The organism is Xanthomonas sp. NCPPB 3442 (assembly GCF_056725145.1).
The window spans coordinates 194420-214080 of sequence record NZ_CM161514.1 but is presented as its reverse complement, the minus strand read 5'-3'; the positions used below and the strand labels follow the sequence as shown (position 1 = coordinate 214080).

At 67.0% G+C, this 19661-nt stretch carries 16 protein-coding genes; 2 read left to right on the top strand and 14 right to left on the bottom strand.

From position 1 onward, the window contains the following. Positions 1-48 precede the first annotated feature (48 nt). The 11 genes from AC1POX_RS00890 to AC1POX_RS00840 all read right to left on the bottom strand — a co-directional run bounded on the left by AC1POX_RS00890 (position 49) and on the right by AC1POX_RS00840 (position 11695). Entirely contained in the window at positions 49-2121 is a 2073-nt protein-coding gene (locus AC1POX_RS00890; RefSeq protein ID WP_218557661.1) for a tetratricopeptide repeat protein, read from the bottom strand. A 150-nt stretch (positions 2122-2271) separates the two neighbouring features. Further along, on the bottom strand, positions 2272-2505 hold the full coding sequence (locus AC1POX_RS00885; protein WP_039417469.1) for a hypothetical protein: 234 nt from the start codon (positions 2503-2505) through the stop codon (positions 2272-2274). A 20-nt stretch (positions 2506-2525) separates the two neighbouring features. After that, entirely contained in the window at positions 2526-3515 is a 990-nt protein-coding gene (locus tag AC1POX_RS00880; protein ID WP_011345914.1) for a YheT family hydrolase, read from the bottom strand. 59 nt (positions 3516-3574) lie between these two features. Continuing rightward, positions 3575-4474, bottom strand: a complete 900-nt coding sequence (locus tag AC1POX_RS00875; protein WP_007968095.1) for a lysophospholipid acyltransferase family protein — start codon at positions 4472-4474, stop codon at positions 3575-3577. A 21-nt stretch (positions 4475-4495) separates the two neighbouring features. After that, positions 4496-4924: a hotdog fold thioesterase gene (locus tag AC1POX_RS00870; protein ID WP_011345912.1), complete on the bottom strand. Its 429-nt coding sequence runs from the start codon at positions 4922-4924 to the stop codon at positions 4496-4498. A 346-nt stretch (positions 4925-5270) separates the two neighbouring features. After that, positions 5271-7289, bottom strand: coding sequence for a phospholipase D family protein (locus AC1POX_RS00865; RefSeq protein ID WP_029818223.1), 2019 nt, complete (start codon positions 7287-7289; stop codon positions 5271-5273). After that, positions 7286-7858 (bottom strand): YceI family protein, encoded by a 573-nt coding sequence (locus AC1POX_RS00860; RefSeq protein ID WP_008571534.1) that lies wholly within the window; start codon positions 7856-7858, stop codon positions 7286-7288. The genes AC1POX_RS00865 and AC1POX_RS00860 overlap by 4 nt, the downstream gene beginning before the upstream one ends. A gap of 3 nt (positions 7859-7861) precedes the next feature. Continuing rightward, on the bottom strand, positions 7862-8338 hold the full coding sequence (locus tag AC1POX_RS00855) for a SixA phosphatase family protein (RefSeq protein WP_003488452.1): 477 nt from the start codon (positions 8336-8338) through the stop codon (positions 7862-7864). A gap of 15 nt (positions 8339-8353) precedes the next feature. Then, positions 8354-8986 (bottom strand): ParA family protein, encoded by a 633-nt coding sequence (locus tag AC1POX_RS00850; RefSeq protein ID WP_109290535.1) that lies wholly within the window; start codon positions 8984-8986, stop codon positions 8354-8356. A 323-nt stretch (positions 8987-9309) separates the two neighbouring features. After that, entirely contained in the window at positions 9310-10227 is a 918-nt protein-coding gene (locus AC1POX_RS00845) for an AEC family transporter (RefSeq protein WP_008571532.1), read from the bottom strand. Between the two features lie 832 nt (positions 10228-11059). Continuing rightward, the gene (locus AC1POX_RS00840) at positions 11060-11695 is read right to left on the bottom strand and encodes a hypothetical protein (protein WP_008571529.1); all 636 of its coding nucleotides are present in this window, start codon (positions 11693-11695) and stop codon (positions 11060-11062) included. A 159-nt stretch (positions 11696-11854) separates the two neighbouring features. Here AC1POX_RS00840 and AC1POX_RS00835 point away from each other — a divergent pair, with 159 nt between their 5' ends. After that, on the top strand, positions 11855-15598 hold the full coding sequence (locus tag AC1POX_RS00835) for an indolepyruvate ferredoxin oxidoreductase family protein (protein WP_372356637.1): 3744 nt from the start codon (positions 11855-11857) through the stop codon (positions 15596-15598). A 97-nt stretch (positions 15599-15695) separates the two neighbouring features. Here AC1POX_RS00835 and AC1POX_RS00830 read toward each other — a convergent pair whose 3' ends face one another. Genes AC1POX_RS00830 through egtB form a run of 3 tightly spaced genes read right to left on the bottom strand, consistent with a single transcriptional unit; the run spans position 15696 to position 18247 of the window. Beyond that, positions 15696-15965: a DUF3253 domain-containing protein gene (locus AC1POX_RS00830; RefSeq protein WP_031420622.1), complete on the bottom strand. Its 270-nt coding sequence runs from the start codon at positions 15963-15965 to the stop codon at positions 15696-15698. A 15-nt stretch (positions 15966-15980) separates the two neighbouring features. After that, positions 15981-16967 (bottom strand): L-histidine N(alpha)-methyltransferase, encoded by a 987-nt coding sequence (gene egtD / locus AC1POX_RS00825; RefSeq protein WP_014088986.1) that lies wholly within the window; start codon positions 16965-16967, stop codon positions 15981-15983. Continuing rightward, on the bottom strand, positions 16964-18247 hold the full coding sequence (egtB, locus tag AC1POX_RS00820; protein WP_372356636.1) for an ergothioneine biosynthesis protein EgtB: 1284 nt from the start codon (positions 18245-18247) through the stop codon (positions 16964-16966). The genes egtD and egtB overlap by 4 nt, the downstream gene beginning before the upstream one ends. A 71-nt stretch (positions 18248-18318) precedes the next feature. Here egtB and AC1POX_RS00815 point away from each other — a divergent pair, with 71 nt between their 5' ends. Then, positions 18319-19500 (top strand): aminotransferase class V-fold PLP-dependent enzyme, encoded by a 1182-nt coding sequence (locus AC1POX_RS00815; RefSeq protein ID WP_372356635.1) that lies wholly within the window; start codon positions 18319-18321, stop codon positions 19498-19500. Positions 19501-19661: the final 161 nt, after the last annotated feature.

Below are 19661 nucleotides of genomic sequence, written 5' to 3'. Positions count from 1 at the left end.
ACTGCGGCCACGCCCAACTGCCGTAGGCGCGACCGCGTTGATGTCGCCTCAGTCCTGCGGGTAGCCGAAGCGCACCGCGATCAGCGTGAGCAGATCGAACTGCGCGCCGAGCACGCCGCGGTAATCGCGCCAGCGGCCGGAGGCCAACCGTGCCGGGCCACGCGGTTCGACCAGCGGGAAGCTCAGCCCGAACGCCTGCTCCAGGGCCGTCGAAATACCCTGCGGGTCGTTTTCGATCCCGTCCAGCCGGATGATGCGGTGGGGGTACAGGTCGCGCTCGTGCAGCGTGGCCAGCTGTTCCAGCGCGATCAGCAACCAGTCGGTGGCCTGCTGCGGCGATTGCAGTGCCAGCGGCGCCGACGCCCCGGCCGAGAGCCAGTCCAGCAACATGTCGCGCGGGTCGCGCAACGCGATCGCCAGCCGGCCCTCGGGCAGATGCGGGCGCAGCGCGGTCAGCAAGGTGTTGTCCCACCACAGCAACCAGTCGATGACATTGCCATCGTCGATGCCGCGGCGCGGCAGTTGCGCCTTCCAGCCTTCCACCAGCGCCGTCGGTGCCAATTCGCCAGAGGCCAACTGTTCGAGGGTGCGGTAGCTCTGCAGCGCATCCGATGGCGGCGTGGTGCCATAGCGGTCGCCACGCACCAGTGGGGTGGCCGCGCCCATCACCGCGACAAGGCGTTCGACATGCGAGCCGGGCGTGCCCCACACGAACAGCGGGCGTGCGGTGACCGTGTCGGGAATGCTGCCCAGCGCAGGCCATTGCGTCGGCTGCCTGGCTGCCTGCGGCGGCAGCGGCAACCGATGCTGGGCCTGTTCGCGGTGGAACTGCATCCAGGTACCCACGGCGGCATCGGGCTGGCCGGCGCGGTCCTGCACATTGCCCAACCATGGCCGCAGCACGGTCTGCTGCGGTGCAGGCAGCGACTCGATCAACGATTCGACGCAGGCGATCGCCGCCGGCGGGTCGCGTTGCAGCAAGGCTTCGACGATGCGCTGCTCGCCGCTGATGCGGCCCGGCTCCACCGCCACGATCTGGCGCGCCACCATTTCCGCCTCGTCGGCCTGGCCCTGCATGTCGTGCACGCGCATCAGCGCTTCCAGCGCCGGCAGGTGTTCGGGCATGGCCAGCAGCCAGCGCTCGATCACCGCCTGCGCCTGCGGCCCACCGACCGGCTCCACGGCCAGGCGCGCCAGCCACAGGTCGTGCGCCGTGGCCGAGGTGGCCAGTGCCGCATCCAGGGTGTCGCGCGCATCGTCCACCGCGCCCAGCCGCTCCCAGGCGGTGAGCAGCGCGTGCAACGTGCGGCGATCGGCCGGCCAGTGCGCCAGTGCCAGGCGCAGGTGCGCGGCGGCCTGATCGGGACGACCGGCCTGCAGCTCCATCTCGCCGGCCAGCCGGCGCATGGCCGGCAGATCGCCGCCGGGCTGCTCGAGCACGCCCTGCATCGCCGCCAGTGCATCGTCCAGGCGGCCCTGGCGTTGGGCCAGTTGCGCAATGAAGGCGCGCAGTGCGGTGCCCGGCGGATTGAGCTCGATCACGCGCTCGAAGGCGCGCTCGGCGAACGCAAAATGCTCCTTCTGCAGATACGCAAAACCCAGCGAAAACAGCACGCGGGCATCGTCGGGCAGCTGCTCGGCAGCGCGGGTCAACAGCGCCAGCGCGCGGTCGCTGTGGCCGCGGCGCATTTCCACCACGCCATCGACCGCCAGCAATTGCGGGTGTTCCGGCGCCAGGCGCGCAGCGGTGCGGCTCAGCCGCTCGGCCTCATCCAGATCGCCGCGTGCCACCGCCAGATGCGCCTGCATCACGTAGGCATTGAACTGGTTGGGATCCAGCGCGGTACTGCGCGACAGCGCGGCATCGGCGGCGGACAGATCGCGCGTGGCCAGCAATGCGCCGGCGCGCAGCAGGTGCAGGTCGGCATCTTCGGGCGTCAGCGTCAGCGCGGTATCGATGCTGTCCAGTGCCAGCACCGGCTGCCCTTGCTGCTGCAGCGCAAGCGCCAGCCAGCGGTGGGCACCGGCGTGATCGGGCGCGTTGGCGACCCACTCGCGGGCCAGCGCCACCGCATCGTCGGCCGCATTGCGGCGCAGGGCTTGAAGGATGGCGTCTTGCATGGCGGTGGCGGGTCCCGGACAAACCGCTATTGTAACGATGCGCGCTGCGGCGGCTTGCATGGGCGACGCACGCTGCTGCCTGCCGCCGTGTGCAGGGTGGGCGTTATCGGCGGTGCGAACCCACATCGATCGTTCGCGCCGGCCAGAGGTTCAAACGCTTGCCGACGTCCGACGCAGCACGCTCGCGCCGCAGGCCACGCAGAGCGCCCCAAACATCAACTGGCCCAGATGCCAGAGCGCAGCATGGGCGCCGACGGAAACCGATCCTGCGCGGGAGCGGAACAGGATCTGCCCGGTCTGCGGCCGGGTGTAGAGGCTGATCGCGCTGAAGTAGACCCTCACGCAACCGACGATCACTGGCAAAACGGCGATCACTGCATCCATGGACGGATGTCGTCTCAGCGTCATTCGCGCGCGGTGGTCAGCCGCTCGGCCACCCAGCGTTCGGCAAAGCCGTCGCCGCGGGCGTTTTCCAGAAAGCCGCAATGCCCGCCCCAGCGTGCGATTTCCAGCTTTGCATGCGCCGGCAACTGCCAGGCGGCGAAATCGGCGAACGGAATCACCGGGTCGTCTTCGGCCATCAGGATGTCGACCGGCACCTGCAGGTTGGCCAGGCGTTGGCCGGCAATCGAGTAGCTGTCGAAATACGCTTCCAGCGAGCCGTGTCCGGTGTGTTTCACCGCCAGCCAGGCCATCAGCCCGCGCATGTCCAGCGCCAGGGTGGCGTCGTCGTACCCGTGCTGCTCGGGGAACAGCTTGCGCTTGCGCAGCAGCGATTCGCGCCATTTACGGCGGAAGTACCAGTCGTAGAACTGCGGGCCCTTCTCCAGCTGGGTCATGGTGGCGGCCGGGTCCAGCAACGGGCACACCGCCGCCACGCGCGCCAGCGGCAGGCCGGCGGCGGGCGCACGCAGCGCCAGCCGCAGCGCGAAGTTTCCGCCCAGCGAATACCCTGCAGCCAGCAACTGCGGCGCAGGAAAACGCCGCCACAGATCGCCTGCGGCATTGACCACTTCTTCGATGCGGTCGGAGTGGAACAGGTCCACATTGAGATGATGGGTACCGCCGTGGTCGCGGAAGTTCAGCCGGAACACCTGGTAGCCCAGACCGAGCAGGCGCGCGGCGGTCAGGCGCATGTAGTTGGAATCGGCGCTGCCCTCCCAGCCATGCAGCAACAGCACGGTGCCGCGCGGTGGCGCATCGCCGGGCGGGATGCTCATCCAACCCTGCAGGCGCACACCGTCGCCGCCATCGAGGATATGTTCGCTGGTGACCGCACCGCTGGCGGCCAGCAACTGGCGACTGCGGATGCGCCGCAAGGCGCTGCTGCCCAGCACCGATTGCACGTGCGGATTGCGCAGCCAGCGCGGCGGCAAGTAATCGGAGGCGTTCATGCGCGCATCGCACCGGCGTTGCGGCTGGCCGCAGGGGAGAGGCGCGTGCGCATCGTCGGCTAGGATTCCATCGCTGCGACGATCCGTTGGCGCGAGGTCTCGGCCATGCGACGGCGGCCTTCGATGTCCAGCGCGCGAATCGGCTCGAGAAAATGCACTTCGGCCAGCCGCGACGGTTCGCCCAGAAGGCGCACGATATTGGCGAAGAAACTCTCGCGCTCACCGAAGGCCACCACCGCCTGCGCGTTGCCGCGCAGCCCGTACCGCAGCGCCACCGGCTGTACCGGCACCCCGGCTTCCACCGCCGCCTGGAAGATGCGCGCATGGAACGGGCCCACTTCGGTACCGCCACGGGTACGGCCTTCCGGGAACACCCCCACCGGCTTGCCGCTTTGCAGGCGCAGCAGCATTTCCTGCAGCACCCCGCCCAGCGATTCGGTATTGCCGCGCTGGTGGAAGATGGTCTGGCCCTTGGTTGCCAGCCAGCCCACCAGCGGCCAGCCGGCGATTTCGCGCTTGGCCACAAACCCCATCACGCGCTGGCTGTGCAGGATGGAGATATCCACCCAGCTGACGTGGTTGGCCACGAACAGGGTCGCGCCCGGTAGCGGCGTTCCGAAGCGGCGCAGGCGGAAGCCGAACACGCGCATCAAGGTGCCCTGCCACCAGCGGATCATCCGCTCCTCCAGGGTGTCGTCGTGCCCGATCCGGATCCGCGCCAGCGCCGGCACCACCACGCACAGCATGGTGACCGGCAGGCCGAGACACAGATGCAGCAACAACAGTGGCACCCGGTAGAGGTACCGGAACCAACGCAACGCGCCGCCAGCGTCGCGCGTGGCGTCCAGGGATGACTCGCTCATTCGACGAACGGAACCGGTAACGGGGGAAGGAGGCGCAACCATTGTGACAGCAGCGTGGCCGCCGCGCAGTGCCGGCAGCGGATGACGCTGTTCCATGCATGCCGCTGCCGGGCGAGCTCAGCCATTGCTGCGCGCGACCACCGCCAGGGTCAATCGCGACACACAGACGCGTTTGCCGGCCGGGTTTTCGATGGTGATGTCCCAAACATGCGTGCTACGCCCCACATGTACCGCCCGTGCAGTGCCGGTCACCAGCCCCTGGGTGGCGGCGCGCAGGTGATTGGCATTGATCTCCAGCCCCACGCAGATCTGGGTCGACATATCCACGCACAGGTTGCCGGCGCTGCTGCCCAGCGTTTCGGCCAGCACCACCGAGGCGCCACCGTGCAGCAGGCCGTAGGGCTGCCTGGTGCGCGCATCCACCGGCATGGTGGCGCGCAGCCAATCGTCACCGGCTTCGGTAAAGACGATGCCCAGATGCTCGATCAAGGTATCGCGGCTGGCGGCATTGAGGGCGGCTAAATCGACGGGTTCGCGGAAGGTCATGGGCTGGGAATGGGGAATGGGGAATGGGGAATGGGGAATGGGGAATGGGGAATGGGGAATGGGGAATGGGAAGCGGGAAGCGGGAAGCGGGAAGCGGGAAGCGGGAAGCGGGAAGCGCTAGAGCATCCCGGCGCCTGGGACGCGATGCAACTGGGCAGTGCTGCCGTCACCTGACCGCATTCGTCGGTGGCACCAATGCACTACGCGACCTTCGCCCGTGACAACTGCAGCCGCTTCGGCGATTTCCGGCGTCCAGGGGCCGATCCGCAGCCAACTGCGTGCATCCAACCACAACGCGCTGCGCCGCGGGCACCGGCTGCTGCGACCCGCGCGGCACGCCAGCCGATCAGAGAATCGGTACCAGCCCGGCGCCGAAGGCGGTCAGCATGCGCACCAGCAGCCACTTCGGGCCGACATTGACCTCCGGAAAATCGCCCACCGCCACATAGCACTGGCGGAACTGAGGGTCCTGCCGCTTGAGCGGGAACGGGCAATCCGGGCCGGGCTGGAACTCGTAGTTGGTGGCGTAGCGCCATGGCCAGAAGTCCAGCACCGGCAAGGCTTCGGAGACCTTGCCCACGCTGTAGTTCAACCCGCTCAGCACCGGCGGCTTTTCGCGCGGCGCCACCGTCCAGGCATTTTCCGGGGCGATGTCGCGTTCGATGCTGGCAGCCAACGCCTGCGCAAAGCGCGCATCGTCGATCACCACGGCCGCTTCGGTGTTGTAGTTCTCGCTGCGCGGGTCGAAGTTGTGCGTACCGATCACGCCGATGCGGCGATCCACCACCAACGACTTGGCGTGCAAGCCCATGCGCGCACCGGCGCGGGTCACCGGCAGCGGCTTGTTGACCGCGCGCGTGCCCAGGAACGAGGGCCGCGTTTCGGTACGCAACACGCGCCGATCGACCTCGCTCCCGCCCGGCGCACGGCCGCCGCCACTGCCACGCAGCACGCTGCCGGCGCTCGCGCTGGCGTTGCCTTCCGGGCCGCTGCTGCCGCGCATCGCATTGCCCGCAGCGCTGCCGCCGATCAGGCGATTGTTGCGGCTGTCCTGATTGACCTCGGAAGCGGGGTTGAGCGGGTCCGGCACCAGGTTGGCGTAATCCACCGGGGCGTCGAGCGGAAACGGCTTGAACTCGTACACGTTGAAGCCCAGCTCGCGCATGTTGCGGCGTTTGAACTTGTACGAGAGCGCATACACGATGGGGTTGTCGGTGGCGGCCAGGCTATTGGTCGACACCACGATGCGCGGCGGCTGCGGGTGTTTGCGCAACGTGCGGAAGATCGCCTGCGCCTGGTCGGACAACACCAGGTACGGGGTCTGCAGCAGCACTTCCTGCTGCGCGCCGGCAATCAGGCCATCCAGTTCCGGCGCCGTGGACACCGCCTTGGCCGCATGTTCCCGGCGGTGCTTTTGCGGCAGATCGGCCACGTACAGCACACGTTGCACCGGCATGGCCGGAGTCACGAAGGCGTCGCGCACGAATTGCGGGTCGCGCGCTTCGCGGTCCACCCGTGCCACCCGGTCGGGCCGGCGGAACTCGGCCGGCGGCATCGTCGGCACGCCCTGCTCCAGCAGCAGGCGCCCGACATCGTTCAGACGCTCGGCCGGGACGCTGCGCCGGGCGCGCCAGAACGCATCGAAATTGGCGGCCATGGCGCGCACTTCCGGCCCGGCCAGAATCACGTCGCGGTCGCGGAAGTTGTACTCGCTGTCCCAGTCGTAATAGTCGTCCTGGTAATTGCGCCCACCGACCACGCCCAGCACGTCGTCCACCACCAGCAGCTTGTTGTGCATGCGCTGGTTGAAGCGGCGGAAGCAACACAGCACGCTGCCGGCATAGTCGAAGTAATTGAGTTTGACCTTGCCGAAGGTGGGGTTGTAGATGCGCAGCTGCAGGTTTTCATGACTGCTGGCCAGCGCACCGAGAATCTGCAGATCGGCGATCGCCGACAACTGATCGATCAGGATGCGCACCTTGACCCCGCGTTGGGCGGCGTCCACCAGTGCGTCCAGCACCATGCGCGCGCTGTCGTCCTTGTCGAAGATGTAGGTCTGCAGATCGATGCTGCGGGTGGCGCTGCGGATCAGGTTGAGCCGGGCCACCAGCGATTCTTCGCCGTGGTCGACGATGGTGGCGTAATGCCGCGGCGCCGCCGGTGTGGAGGCGGTCATCGCCTCCCCGCCCAGCGCGCGCAATGGCGAGGGTTGCGCACAGCGATCGGCCTGGCTGCAGTTGACTACAGTGCTGCGTGCCGCGGCAGCGACACCGGCGGCACGGTTGCGTTCGGTTTGTGACAGGCTGGCGCATCCGGTGCCGAGCAACAACGTTGCCAGCACGCACACCCTCAACAGGTACTTCACGGGCGCCGCGCCTCCTGCAGGCGCCCACGCAGAATGAACGTCACCCTGTCGCCCAGGGCCATCTGCCACGCATTCATTCCGTAACGTCCACGCAGGACCGTCCCTCGACTGATCACGTCGCAATCATAGCCCGGCCGCGTGCATTCGGCCGGCACCACATGCAGCGTTTCCAGATGGGTGATTCCGCGGATGGTCAGGTTGCCGACGATGTCGCCCCCCTGCTTCACCACTTCGTCGACATACGGCAGCGACTCGAATTCGACGACCGGGTACTGCGCAACGTCGAAAAAATCTTCCCCGCGCATCCAGCTGGTGTAGCGGTCCTTGCCGGGGATCTCCACCTGAGTGGCGTCCAGCCGGAAGCGCACCTGCTGACGCCCGTCGGCCAAGGTCACCACGTCACCGCGAAAACGCGGGAAAAACCCCTCGATCTTCATTCCGAAGCGCGTCTTGATCTCGAACCCGAAGCGCGATTGCGCCGGGTCGATGGACTGCACCTTCTGCTGCGCCATGCAGGGGAACACGACCCAGAGCGCGAGCCAGGCGTACCAGCGCAGCGACGATGACACGGATCAGGGCCACCAGAAGGCGGTCAGGCGGGCGATGCCCGGCTCGATGGTGGCGTCCAGCGGCAAGGCCAGCAACGCGATCGAGGCGGTGGGCATGCCGCGGTAATCGCCGGTCTGGCCGCTGTGCATCAGCGCTGCCAGCCGTTCCAGGCCAGGGTTGTGGCCCACCAGCAGCAGGCGCTCGGCCTCGCGATGTTCGTCCACCAGGCTGGCCAGGGTGCCGGGCGTGGCCTCATAGATGCGTTCGTCCAGCCGTTGTTCGATGTAGCCGGTGAGCTCGAGCACCGCCTCCAGGGTTTCGCGGGCGCGGCGGGCCGGGGAGCACAGCACCCGGTCGGGCACCAGCCGCTGCTCGCGCAGCCAACGCCCGGCCGCCTCGGCCTCGGCGATGCCGTGCGGCGACAGCGGGCGATCGAAATCGGCCTGGCCGGTATCGGCCGGTTCGGCGTGGGCATGTCGCAACAAGATCAATTCGCGCATAGGAACTTTCCGGTTCTAGGACTTCTTGAGCCACTTGAACAGCGGCTCCCAGTCCTGTTGATGGTCGCGCACCTGCGCCGAGCGGTAGTCGAACAAGCTGCGTCCCAGCCCGGCCATCACCACATAGGCCTGGGTGTCGCGCAGTTGGGTCACCAGCGGATACGGCCAGTTGCCGATCATGTCGGCGGCCTGTTGCGAGGTCTGGGTCCAGGGACGGGCACGATTGAGCACCAGGCCCACCGGCAGTTTGCGCTGATGCACGCGCGGCACCTTGGCCAGCGTGTTGAGAAAGCCGACCACCGCTTCGATATCCAGCGCCGAGGACAACACCGGTACCACGATGGCATCGACGTGGTCGAGAAATCCGCTCAGCTCGTCGGCCATGGCACCGGCCGGCGCATCGACGATCAGGGTATCGGTGCCGTCCGGCACGGCGCTCTGCCAGCTGCGGCGCTTGGTGGCGTCGATCGGCAAGACCGCACTTTCCAGGCTGGCGCGGCGCTCTGCCCAGCGGGTGGACGAGCCTTGCGGATCGGCATCTGCCAGCACGGTGCGCTGGCCTTGCAACGCCGCATGTGCGGCCAGATTGGTGGCGATCGTGGTCTTGCCGACGCCGCCTTTGGAGGCGGCCACCAGGACTGTCTTCATGCACGCCTCGCTTCCGGGAGCAAGCCGGCAGCGTACACCGCGGCAAGGTGAGGAAGTAGTCGAAACGCGTTAAACGCACTGCTGCGGGACAGGCAACGACAGCGCAGACCTTCAGCCGATGCGCGCAAGGCCTTGCGCCGCAGCTGTGCGTGGCAACGATGGAAGCCTGGCACGGCGCAAGATCGTCCACGCGTATCGCTCAGCCGCGGCGTCGCAATGCAGCATGGCGCCGATGTTGCAGGTGTTGGCGTACCACAGCCCGAACAAGCGCAAGCGTGTGCCTGCGGCGCCAGCGCGCTCTGGCTGCTGCGAGCGTTACGGTTTCACGCCACCAGCCGCGCCAGCAGCCAGGCCCACGCAGGCAGCGTCAGCAACGACAGCAGGATGCTGTAGCCGACCATCGCTGCAGCCAGGCGCGGGGCCAGCCGGTGCGAAATGGCCAGCGCGGCGGCGGTGATCATGGTGGGCATGGCCGATTCGAGCACGTTGGTCTGCAGCATCTGCCCATGCAGGCCCAGCCCCCAGGACAACGGCAAGGCCAGGACCGGCATCAGCAGCAGCTTGAACACCAGGCCCACCGCCAAGGGCTTGAGTTCGTCGGCAGGCAGGCGCAGCTGCAGCGAAAAGCCCACCGACAGCATCACCAGCGGCAACATCGCATCGGCCAGGTTCTTCAGGCCCGAGCCAATCCAGGCCGGCGGTTGCTCGGGCATCAGGGTCAAGGCGAACAGCAGCGCCCACAACGGCGGGAACTGCAGCACGCGCATCGCGATCAGCCGTGCGGTCGGCGGGGTGTCGCCGCTGTACCGGGCCAGCACATACAGCCCGAACGTGGACAGCAACACGAAGGTGCCGAACTGGTCGTAGACCACTGCATACGGCAGCGCGTGATCGCCGATCAGCGCGCGCACCATCGGAAAGCCGATGAAGCTTGAATTGGTAAACACCACACACATCAGCAGCGCGGCGTATTCGGCGCGGCCCAAGCGCAACAGGCGGCTGCAACCCCACAGCAACGGCACGATGATGGCGGTCAGCAGCCATGGCGTGGCAATCACCCCACCGAGCGAAGCATCCAGATGCAGGCGCGGGACATAGGTCAGCACCGACGCCGGCAGGCAGATGTACAGCACGATGCGGTTGAGCACATCGGCGCTGTTGTCCGGCAACACCCGCAGGCGGGCGAACAGCAGGCCCAGCCCCAACATGGCCAGAATCAAGGCAAATGCATCTACCGCCATGCGCGATCGTGTCCGTTGGAAAGCGATGCACAGGATCGCATAGCGCGCGGTGCGCGCATCGGTGGATGCGTTGGCCTGGCTGGGGTGCAAGGTGCACGCCACCCGAGCTCCGGTCACCGCGGAGCTGCCACGACCGCATCGTTTGCCTATGCGGAAGCCAGCGTATCGAACACGCGGCGCCCTCGCCGCTCCGGACAATGCGTTGGTCAAACACGTCCTTGCACCGTGTTCCGCGATGGTGGGCGGACCAGGCCGTGGAGCAAGCTTGCAGCGCCGAGTGCGCGACACGCCGTGAACCCGTCCGTGGAGGCTCGATGGCGGGATCCATGCCGCCAACGGTCCCGCGATCGGCAAGCACAGCGCATCAGACAGTTCGTTGGTGACTCGATTGAAGGAGCGAGGACGCCGCGCCAGCCAGGCGACCTGCTGCTGTCTTAGCTCTGCGCATCGACCATCTCAACTGGTCCTTGCGCCCGCCGTCGCGGGACCTTACGCGGCACGGCTGCCGCGCAAGCGCCTACAAAGACGTACTTGCAGCGTGTCCTGCGATGGTGGGCGGACAAGGGCCCCGCAGCCACGCCACAGACCAACGCGTTGCTCTCCCGCATCGACCTCGCAACGTCGGTACGCCGAAGTTTTGAGCCGTGATTGCGATCAGGGCAGACCTGCTCAGCCTTTCACCGAACTCGCGGAATCAACGTTAGACGTCTTCGTTTCAAGTAGGCGGCAGGCCGACGCGCCAGATGGCGCCTGGCGTATCGGCCAATGGCGGCAACCGGTCGATTCACTGCACAAGCCGCGCTGCAGGAACTCCCGCAGCGCGGCGAAGCGCTTACGGAAACGCTGGCGGGTTGGCCTGCCAGGCCGCAAAGACCTCGGCCAGGCTGGCGCGCTCTGCCTCGCGCCATTCCGGCAACAGGCTGGCGTAGTTGGCGGTACTGCTCCAACGGTCCGGCCAGGTGCGCACGGCTGCGGCATACCACTCGACCGCCTCCTGCTTGCGTCCGGCGCGCCAGAGCGCCAGTGCAGCCGTGGTCGGCAGCCATTCCGGCGTGGCCGGACGGCCATTGGCCAGGTTGGCCCATTGCTGCAGCGCCTTGTCGGGCTGGTCGGCACGCAGCAGGTCCCATCCATAGTTCCAGGTGATGGCCCGGTACTGCTGGCTGCCGTTGGAGACCAGCGCCAGCGCGCCCTGATACAACTCATCGCCCAACTGGGTGCGCCCACCGGCGTAGGCCAGCGCCGCCAACTGCGCGCGCGGGTCGGCCGCGCGGGCGTCACGTTGCACCATCGCCGCCAGCCGGTCGACGACTGCATCGCCCTGGCCCTGTACGGCCACCACGGCCTTGGTGGTACCGCGGTCTTCGTCGAAATAGAACTCCTTGGGCTTGGGCAAGCTCTGCGCCTGCGCCAACGACCACACCCCTCCGAGCAGGGCCAGAGCGGCCCACGCGTATTTCCTTTTCACTGTGTTTTCCCCTGACAGCAAACGACCCCTTCCCGTCCCCATCCTACCCGCAGCGCGTCGGCTGCGCATCCGCACAGGGACGGGCGCGGAAAAGCTGACTGTTACACTTTGCACCGCCGTTTTGGAATCCGTCGGGTGCGTCAGATAGTTTCAGATGACATGCACCGGGGCCCAGCCACCCTTTCCGGGCACGCCATGACCAGTACCGCTGCGCTTTCTTCTCCCGACTCTGCCAACACGCCGGAGCTCGGCCGGGTGGATGCGGACTACACGCTGGACCACAAGTACACGCGCACCGATGGGCGCATCTACCTGTCCGGTGTGCAGGCGCTGGTGCGGCTGCCGCTGCTGCAGCGCCTGCGCGATGACGCTGCCGGGCTGGAGACCGCCGGCTTCATCAGCGGCTACCGCGGCAGCCCGCTGGGCGGGCTGGACCTGGAACTGTGGCGGGCGCGCAAACACCTGGACGCGGCCAAGGTCACCTTCACTCCAGGTCTGAACGAGGACCTTGCCGCCACCATGGTGTGGGGCACCCAGCAAACCAACCTGTTCCCCGGCGCGAACGTGCAGGGCGTCTACGGCATGTGGTACGGCAAAGGGCCGGGCGTGGACCGCAGCGGCGACGTCTTCAAGCACGGCAATGCCGCCGGCACCTCGCCGTTTGGCGGCGTGCTGGCGCTGGCCGCCGACGACCATGCCTGCCGCAGCTCGACCCTGCCGCACGGGTCCGAAGACGAATTCGTCAGCGCGATGATGCCCATCCTCAATCCGGCCGGAGTACAGGACATCCTGGACATGGGCCTGCTCGGCTGGGCGATGAGCCGCTACACCGGGCGCTGGATCGGCTTCAAGACGATTGCCGAAACGGTGGAATCGTCCGCCTCGGTGGACGCGGACCCGTTCGCGCGCACCATCGTGCTGCCGGAGGATTTCGCACTGCCGCCGGGCGGCTTGAGCATCCGCTGGCCAGACCCGCCGGTGGACCAGGAGATGCGCCTGCACCGGTATGCGATCGCCGCCGCGCAAGCCTTTGCGCGCGCAAACCACATCGACAAGGTGGTGCTGGATTCACCAAATGCGCGACTGGGCATCGTCACCACCGGCAAGAGCTACCTGGACGTGCTGCAGGCGCTGGAATACCTGGGCCTGGACGCGCAGGCCTGCGCGCAGATCGGCATCCGCGTCTACAAGGTCGGCATGACCTGGCCGCTGGAGCCGGTAGGGATCAGCGCGTTTGCGCAGGGGCTTGAAGACATCGTGGTGGTGGAAGAGAAAAAGGCCTTCATCGAGCGCCAGATGAAGGAACTGTTCTACAACTGGCCGGCCAGCGCCGGCGCGCGGCCGAGCATTGTCGGCAAGTACGATGAGCAGGGCGCGTGGATCCTGCCGTCCACCGGCGAACTGACGCCGGCCACCATCGCGGCGGTGATCGGCAGGCGCATCCTGCGCCTGCTGCAATCGAGCACGATCAATACCGATTCGATCCAGCAGCGGCTGCGCTGGATGGACGCCAAGGAAGCGGAAATGGCTTTGCCGCGCGCGCAATTCCCGCGCGTGCCGCATTACTGCTCCGGCTGCCCGCACAACACCTCCACCGCCGTGCCGGAAGGCTCGCGCGCGCTGGGCGGTATCGGTTGCCACTACATGGTGACCTGGATGAACCGAGCCACCGACACTTTCACCCACATGGGCGGCGAAGGTGTCACGTGGTCCGGGCAGGCGCCGTTTACCGACACCCCGCACGTGTTCCAGAACCTGGGCGATGGCACGTATTTCCATAGCGGCTCGCTGGCGATCCGGCAGTCGGTCGCCACCGGCGTCAACATCACCTACAAGATTCTCTACAACGATGCGGTGGCGATGACCGGCGGGCAGCCGGTGGACGGCACGCTCACCGTGCCGGACATCGCCCACCAGCTGCGCGCCGAAGGCATCCATGAGATTGCGGTGGTCAGCGACGACATCGGCAAGTGGACGCGGCGGCGCGAGCTGTTTCCGCCTGAGGTCGCGTTTCACGATCGTGGCGAACTGGATGCGGTGCAGCAGCATCTGCGCACCGTCAAGGGCGTGTCGATCCTGATCTTCGACCAGACCTGCGCCACCGAGAAACGCCGCCGTCGCAAGCGCGGCAAGCTGGTCGATCCGCCAAAGCGGGTGATGATCAATTCGCTGGTGTGCGAAGGCTGCGGCGATTGCGGCGAGAAAAGCTTTTGCGTGTCGGTGTTGCCGAAGGAAACCGAATTCGGGCGCAAGCGCCAGATCGACCAGTCCAACTGCAACAAGGATTATTCGTGCGTCGCGGGCTTTTGCCCGAGCTTTGTCACCGTGCATGGCGGTGCCCCGCGCAAGGGCAAGCGGCGCGACGCCAGCACGCTGCTGGACACGCTTCCCTCACCGCCCAAGCGCACCGCGCTGGAACGGCCCTGGAACATCCTGATCACCGGCGTCGGCGGCACCGGCGTGGTGACCATCGGCGCGCTGCTCGGCATGGCCGGGCACCTGGAAGGCAAGGGCGCCACGGTGCTGGACCAGACCGGCCTGGCGCAGAAAGGCGGCGCGGTGACCACGCATATCCGCATCGCACGCCAGCCCGCCGACATCCACGCCGTGCGCATCGCTGCCGGCGAAGCAGACCTGGTGCTGGGCTGCGACATGGTGGTGGTCAACGATTATTGGGCGCTCTCCAAGGTGCGCGATGGCCGCACCCAGGTGGTGCTCAACACCTACGAAGCAATGCCGGGCACGTTCACCACGCAACCGGACCTGCAGTTTCCCGCTGCCGAGATCATCGCCGGTGTGCGCACTGCGCTCGGTGGCCAGGAGCCGTTGTTGCTGGATGCCACGCAGCTGGCAACGGCGTTGCTGGGCGACGCCATCGCCAGCAATCTGTTCGTGCTTGGCTACGCGTGGCAGCACGGGTTGGTGCCGCTATCGCATGCGGCGCTGATGCGCGCGATCGAACTCAATGGTGCAGCCGTTGCGATGAATCAGCAGGCGTTCGCCTGGGGGCGCCTGGCGGCGATCGATCTGCCGGCGGTGCAACGCGCTGCGGGTCTGGCCGGTGCCGACGCGCCTGCACATCTGCATGGCGATACACCGCATGCACGCGGACCAGGCAGCTGGGAAGAGCACGATCTCAGCGGCCAGAGCGCACCGCGTGCGCTGGCACAGACCGACGGCAGCACGTTGCATGGCGAGGTCGCTGCACCGGCCGCGCCGCTCGACGACGAGCAGTTGGCGCATTCGCTGGACGAGGCCATCGCGCGTCGCGTCGCGTTCCTGACCGACTACCAGGATGCGGCCTACGCGCAGCGTTATCGCAGCCTGGTCGAGCGCGTACGCACGCACGAGCTGCAGCGCGTGCCCGGCAGCAGCGCACTGACCGAGGCGGTGGCCCGGTACGCCTTCAAGCTGATGGCCTACAAGGACGAATACGAGGTGGCGCGGCTGTATACGCGTGGCGATTTCCAGCGCCGGTTGCAACAACAGTTCGAGGGCGACTACACGCTGCGCTTCCACCTGGCGCCGCCGTTGCTGGCAAAGAAAGACGCACACGGCAACCTGATCAAACGCGAGTACGGGCCGTGGATGTTCACCGCCTTCAAGCTGCTGGCGCGGTTGAAGTTCCTGCGTGGCGGCAAGTTCGACGTCTTCGGCTACAGCGAAGAACGGCGTGGCGAGCGTCGGCTGATTGCCGATTACAGCGCAACCGTGGACATGCTGCTGGAACGGCTGGATGCCGATAACGTGGGCTTGGCCGCGCAGATCGCCAGCATTCCGGAACACATTCGCGGCTATGGCCACGTCAAGCATGCGCATCTGCAGGAAGCCAGGGCGCGCGAAGCCGCGCTGCTGGCGCAGTGGCGTAATCCCAAGGCGTTGCACGTGGTGCAGGCGGCCTGATGTCACCGAACGATTACATCCTTTTGATGTAGTCGCTCGGCGACATTCGGTTTAATCCCGCTACATACGGCAGCTGGCGCATCCACTCAATGGGGCTTCAGTCGAAATGCGGCCCACGCATCAGTCGAATCGGTCCGCGTGCGGTGGCAGGGTCCACAGTTCGACCCTGCTGGGTGATCCGTACCAGGCCTCTGCCTGCGGCAGCTGCGGCCACCGCACGCACCTGGGGCATCAGGCTTCGCCACACCGCCGCGTCATCGCTCAAGGCACGCGCGACTTCCGAGGGACAGATCGATTGCTCGGGCCGACGTTGCGCAAGCAGGTGCCGGATCAACGCGGCCACCTGCGCATCATCGGGCGACTGCACGCCCGCCCCGCGGGATCACAATGGGCGCAGCAGGCGCAGGCCGAACCAATCCTTGGCATCGTTCCAGCCGTGGGTGACCTTGAGCCCGGCTGCGGCAGCCAGTTCGGCAAAGCGCGCGTCGGTGTATTTGCAGCTGTATTCGACCTGCATCGCTTCGCCTTCGGCAAACGCGATGTCCTTGCCGCCAACCTGCACGCGCTGCGCGCGTTGGCTGATCAGGAAGGTTTCGATGCGGCCGCGCTCACGGACATACACCGCGTGGTGACGGAAACCGTCCAGATCGAAATCGCTCCCGATCTCGCGATTGAGCCGCGCCAGCAGGTTCAAGGTGAACTCGGCGGTGATACCGGCTGCGTCGTTGTAGGCCGCTTCGATCAGCCCGGCGTCCTTGTCCAGATCGATGCCGATCAGGGCGCAACCGTCGCTGCCCATGGTCTGGCGCATCGCGTCCAGCAGTTCGATCGCCGCCGCATCGGCGAAATTGCCGAGCGTGGAGCCGGGGAAGAACACCACGTGCCGCCGCGCCGGGCGCTGCGCATCGGGCAGGCGCAGCGGCTTGGTGAAGTCGGTGCACACCGGCAACATCTGGATCTGCGGAAATTGCTGGGCCAGCCGCGCAGTGCTTTCCAGCAGCGCGGTGCGCGAGATTTCCAGCGGCGTGTAGGCCACCACATCGCGCAGGCCCTGCAGCAGCAATTCGGTCTTGCGGCCGCTGCCGCTGCCGTATTCGACCACATGCACGCCGGCGCCGATCGCCTGTGCGATCGAGCCCATGCTGGCTTCCAGCAAACCCAGCTCGGTCCTGGTGAGGTAATACTCCGGCTGCTGCGTAATGGCTTCGAACAGTTGCGAGCCGCGCGCATCGTAGAAATATTTCGACGGCAGCGTCTTGGGCGTTTGCGACAACCCCGCCAGTGCATCGGCGGTGATGTCGTCCGGCTGCGGGCGCAGGTCGGTCAGCGCGGCGTGCGCGCGTTGCAGGGCATGGGCGGCGGCGTTCAAGGCAGATCCTTGGCAAGGCGCACGCCGGCAAACTGCCAACGCGCATCGGAGGGGAAAAAGTTGCGGTAACTGGCACGCAGATGGCTGGCCGGGCTGGCGCAACTGCCACCACGCAAGACCCATTGCGCATTCATGAATTTGCCGTTGTATTCGCCCAGCGACCCGGGCCACGGGGTAAAGCCTGGATACGGCAGGTACGCACTACCGGTCCACTCCCAGACATCGCCGAACAGCTGCTGGATACCGGTGTCCACTGCTTCGGCGCCACGCGGATGCAACGCATCGGTGTCGACGAAATTGCCCTGTACCGGCACGCCGGTCGCGGCCTGCTCCCACTCGGCTTCGGTGGGAAGGCGCGCACCGGCCCAGCGCGCGAACGCATCGGCTTCGAACAGGCTCAGATGACAGACCGGCGCGTGTGGATCGCGCGTGCGCCAGCCGTCCAGCGTGAACTCGCGGCCATCGGCATCCCAATACAAGGGATGTTGCCAACCCTGCGCCTGCACCATCGCCCAGCCATCGCTGAGCCAGGCACCGGCACTGCGGTAGCCGCCGTCATCGATGAATTGCTGGAACTCGGCGTTGGTGACCACACGGCTGGCCAGCGCATGCGCACCGACCAGCACGCGATGGCGTGGCGATTCGTTGTCGTAGGCGAAGCTGTCGGCCTGTGGCCATGCAGCGGCGCCGATCTGGACGATCTGCTCGTCGCGCGCATGCCAGCGCAGCGGGCTGGCAACGGCCGCAGGCGGTGCGCGCAGGTCACGGTAGGCCGGCTGCAACGGGTTGCTCCACAGCGCATGCTTGATATCGGTCAGCAGCAACTCCTGGTGTTGCTGCTCGTGCTGGATGCCGAGCTGCACGACGGTGCAAGCCTGGGCATCGAGCAGGCCCTCGCGCAAGCGCTGCTGCATCTGCCTATCGACCGCAGCACGGTAGTCGCGTACCTGCTGCAACGAGGGGCGCGAAAGCACGCCGCGGCGGGCCCGCGCATGCATCGGCCCCACGCTCTGGTAGTAGCTGTTGAACAGGAAATCCCAGGCCGGGTCGAACACGCGGTACGCCGGATCGGCCTGCAGCACGAAGCGTTCGAAAAACCAGGTGGTGTGGGCCAGATGCCATTTGCTCGGGCTCGCGTCCGGCATGCTCTGCACCATCGCGTCTTCGGCGCTCAAGGGTGCGGCGAGACGGTCGCTCAGCGCGCGGGTCTGCGCGTAGCGTTCCAGCAGCGTCAACTGCTGTTGCTGGAGGTGGCCCAGCAGAGGTGAGAGTGCAGACATCGCCCTATGCTTGGGGAGCGCCCGTGAACGTGCCGTGTGGGCAGCGTGGCAGCCAGCGGTAAGCTGTGGGCATGTCATCGCCATCTCTGTCCAGTACGCTTGCTGGGCCCCTCGCGTGGGCCCAGCGTCAGCAGGCGTTCGCGCTGCCTTCCGGGGTCATCCATCTGGATGCGGCGTCGCGTGGTCCGTTGTTGCGCGCCATGCAGACCGTTGCGCACCAGGCGGTCGATGCAATGGCCACACCATGGCGGTTGCCGTTCGATACCTGGTTACAGCAGATCGAGCAGGTGCGCGGACTTGCGGCCGCGCTATTGGACGGCGATGCCGATGCGGTGGCCATGGTGCCGTCGGCCGCGCACGGCCTGGCCACGGCCGCGCGCAATCTGCCTGTGCAAGCCGGCGACGCAGTGCTGGTGCTGGAAGGGCAATTTCCGTCTAATCTGTTGATCTGGCAGCGCCGCTGCGCAGAGACCGGCGCGCATCTGGTGGCGGTGCCCACCACCGCTGGCGGCAGCTTGACCGGTGCAGTGCTGCAGGCCATTGCCGACACGCCTGCGCTGCGGATTGCCAGCTTGCCGCATGCGTACTGGCTGGACGGGCGAATGCTGGATCTGGACCGCATCAGTGCCGCCATGCAGGCACGCGGCGCTGCCCTGGTGCTGGACTTGAGCCAGAGCCTTGGGGTGTTGCCACCGGATCTGCCGCGCTGGCAACCGGATTTCGTGGTCAGCGTCGGGCACAAATGGTTGCTCGGGCCGATGGGATTGGCATGGCTGTGGGTCGCGCCGCAGTGGCGCACGGACGGGCTGCCGATCGAAGAACACTGGATCGGCCGCGATGCGGGCAGCAGTTGGGAATTTCCGGTGGCCAGCGCGCCGCGGTATCGCAGCGGTGCACGCCGATTCGATGCGGGCGGGGTTGCCGACCCGTTGCGGGTCGCAATGGCCACGGTGGCCCTGCAACAACTCACCGCGTGGCAGCCGGCGCGCATCGCAGCGGCGTTGGGCGAGTTGACTGCGCATTGGGACGCCGCCCTGCAGGCGCGCGGCGTGGGCAGCTGGTGCACGCCCGGACATGCGCCGCATCTCACCGCACTGCAGCCGCCGGCAGCGGCATTGGATGCGGTGGCAACGGCGCTCGGCGCGAGTGGCGTGATCTGCACGCGTCGGCATGGACGTCTGCGCATCGCGCCACATTTGAGCGTGACCGACCACACGTTGTCACAGGTCATTGCAGCGCTGCCGGATGGGTGAGGCGGTGCGCAGGCATCGCGGGCCAGGCATCTGCAGCGGTACTGGTTGCAATACATGTACGCAGGCCAACGCGTCGTCAGGCAGCACCGGCAAGGCTCCATCGCAGGCCAGCGCGCTCTACGAACGACAATTGGCGCAAGGATCAGCGGCAGCGAAGCGGC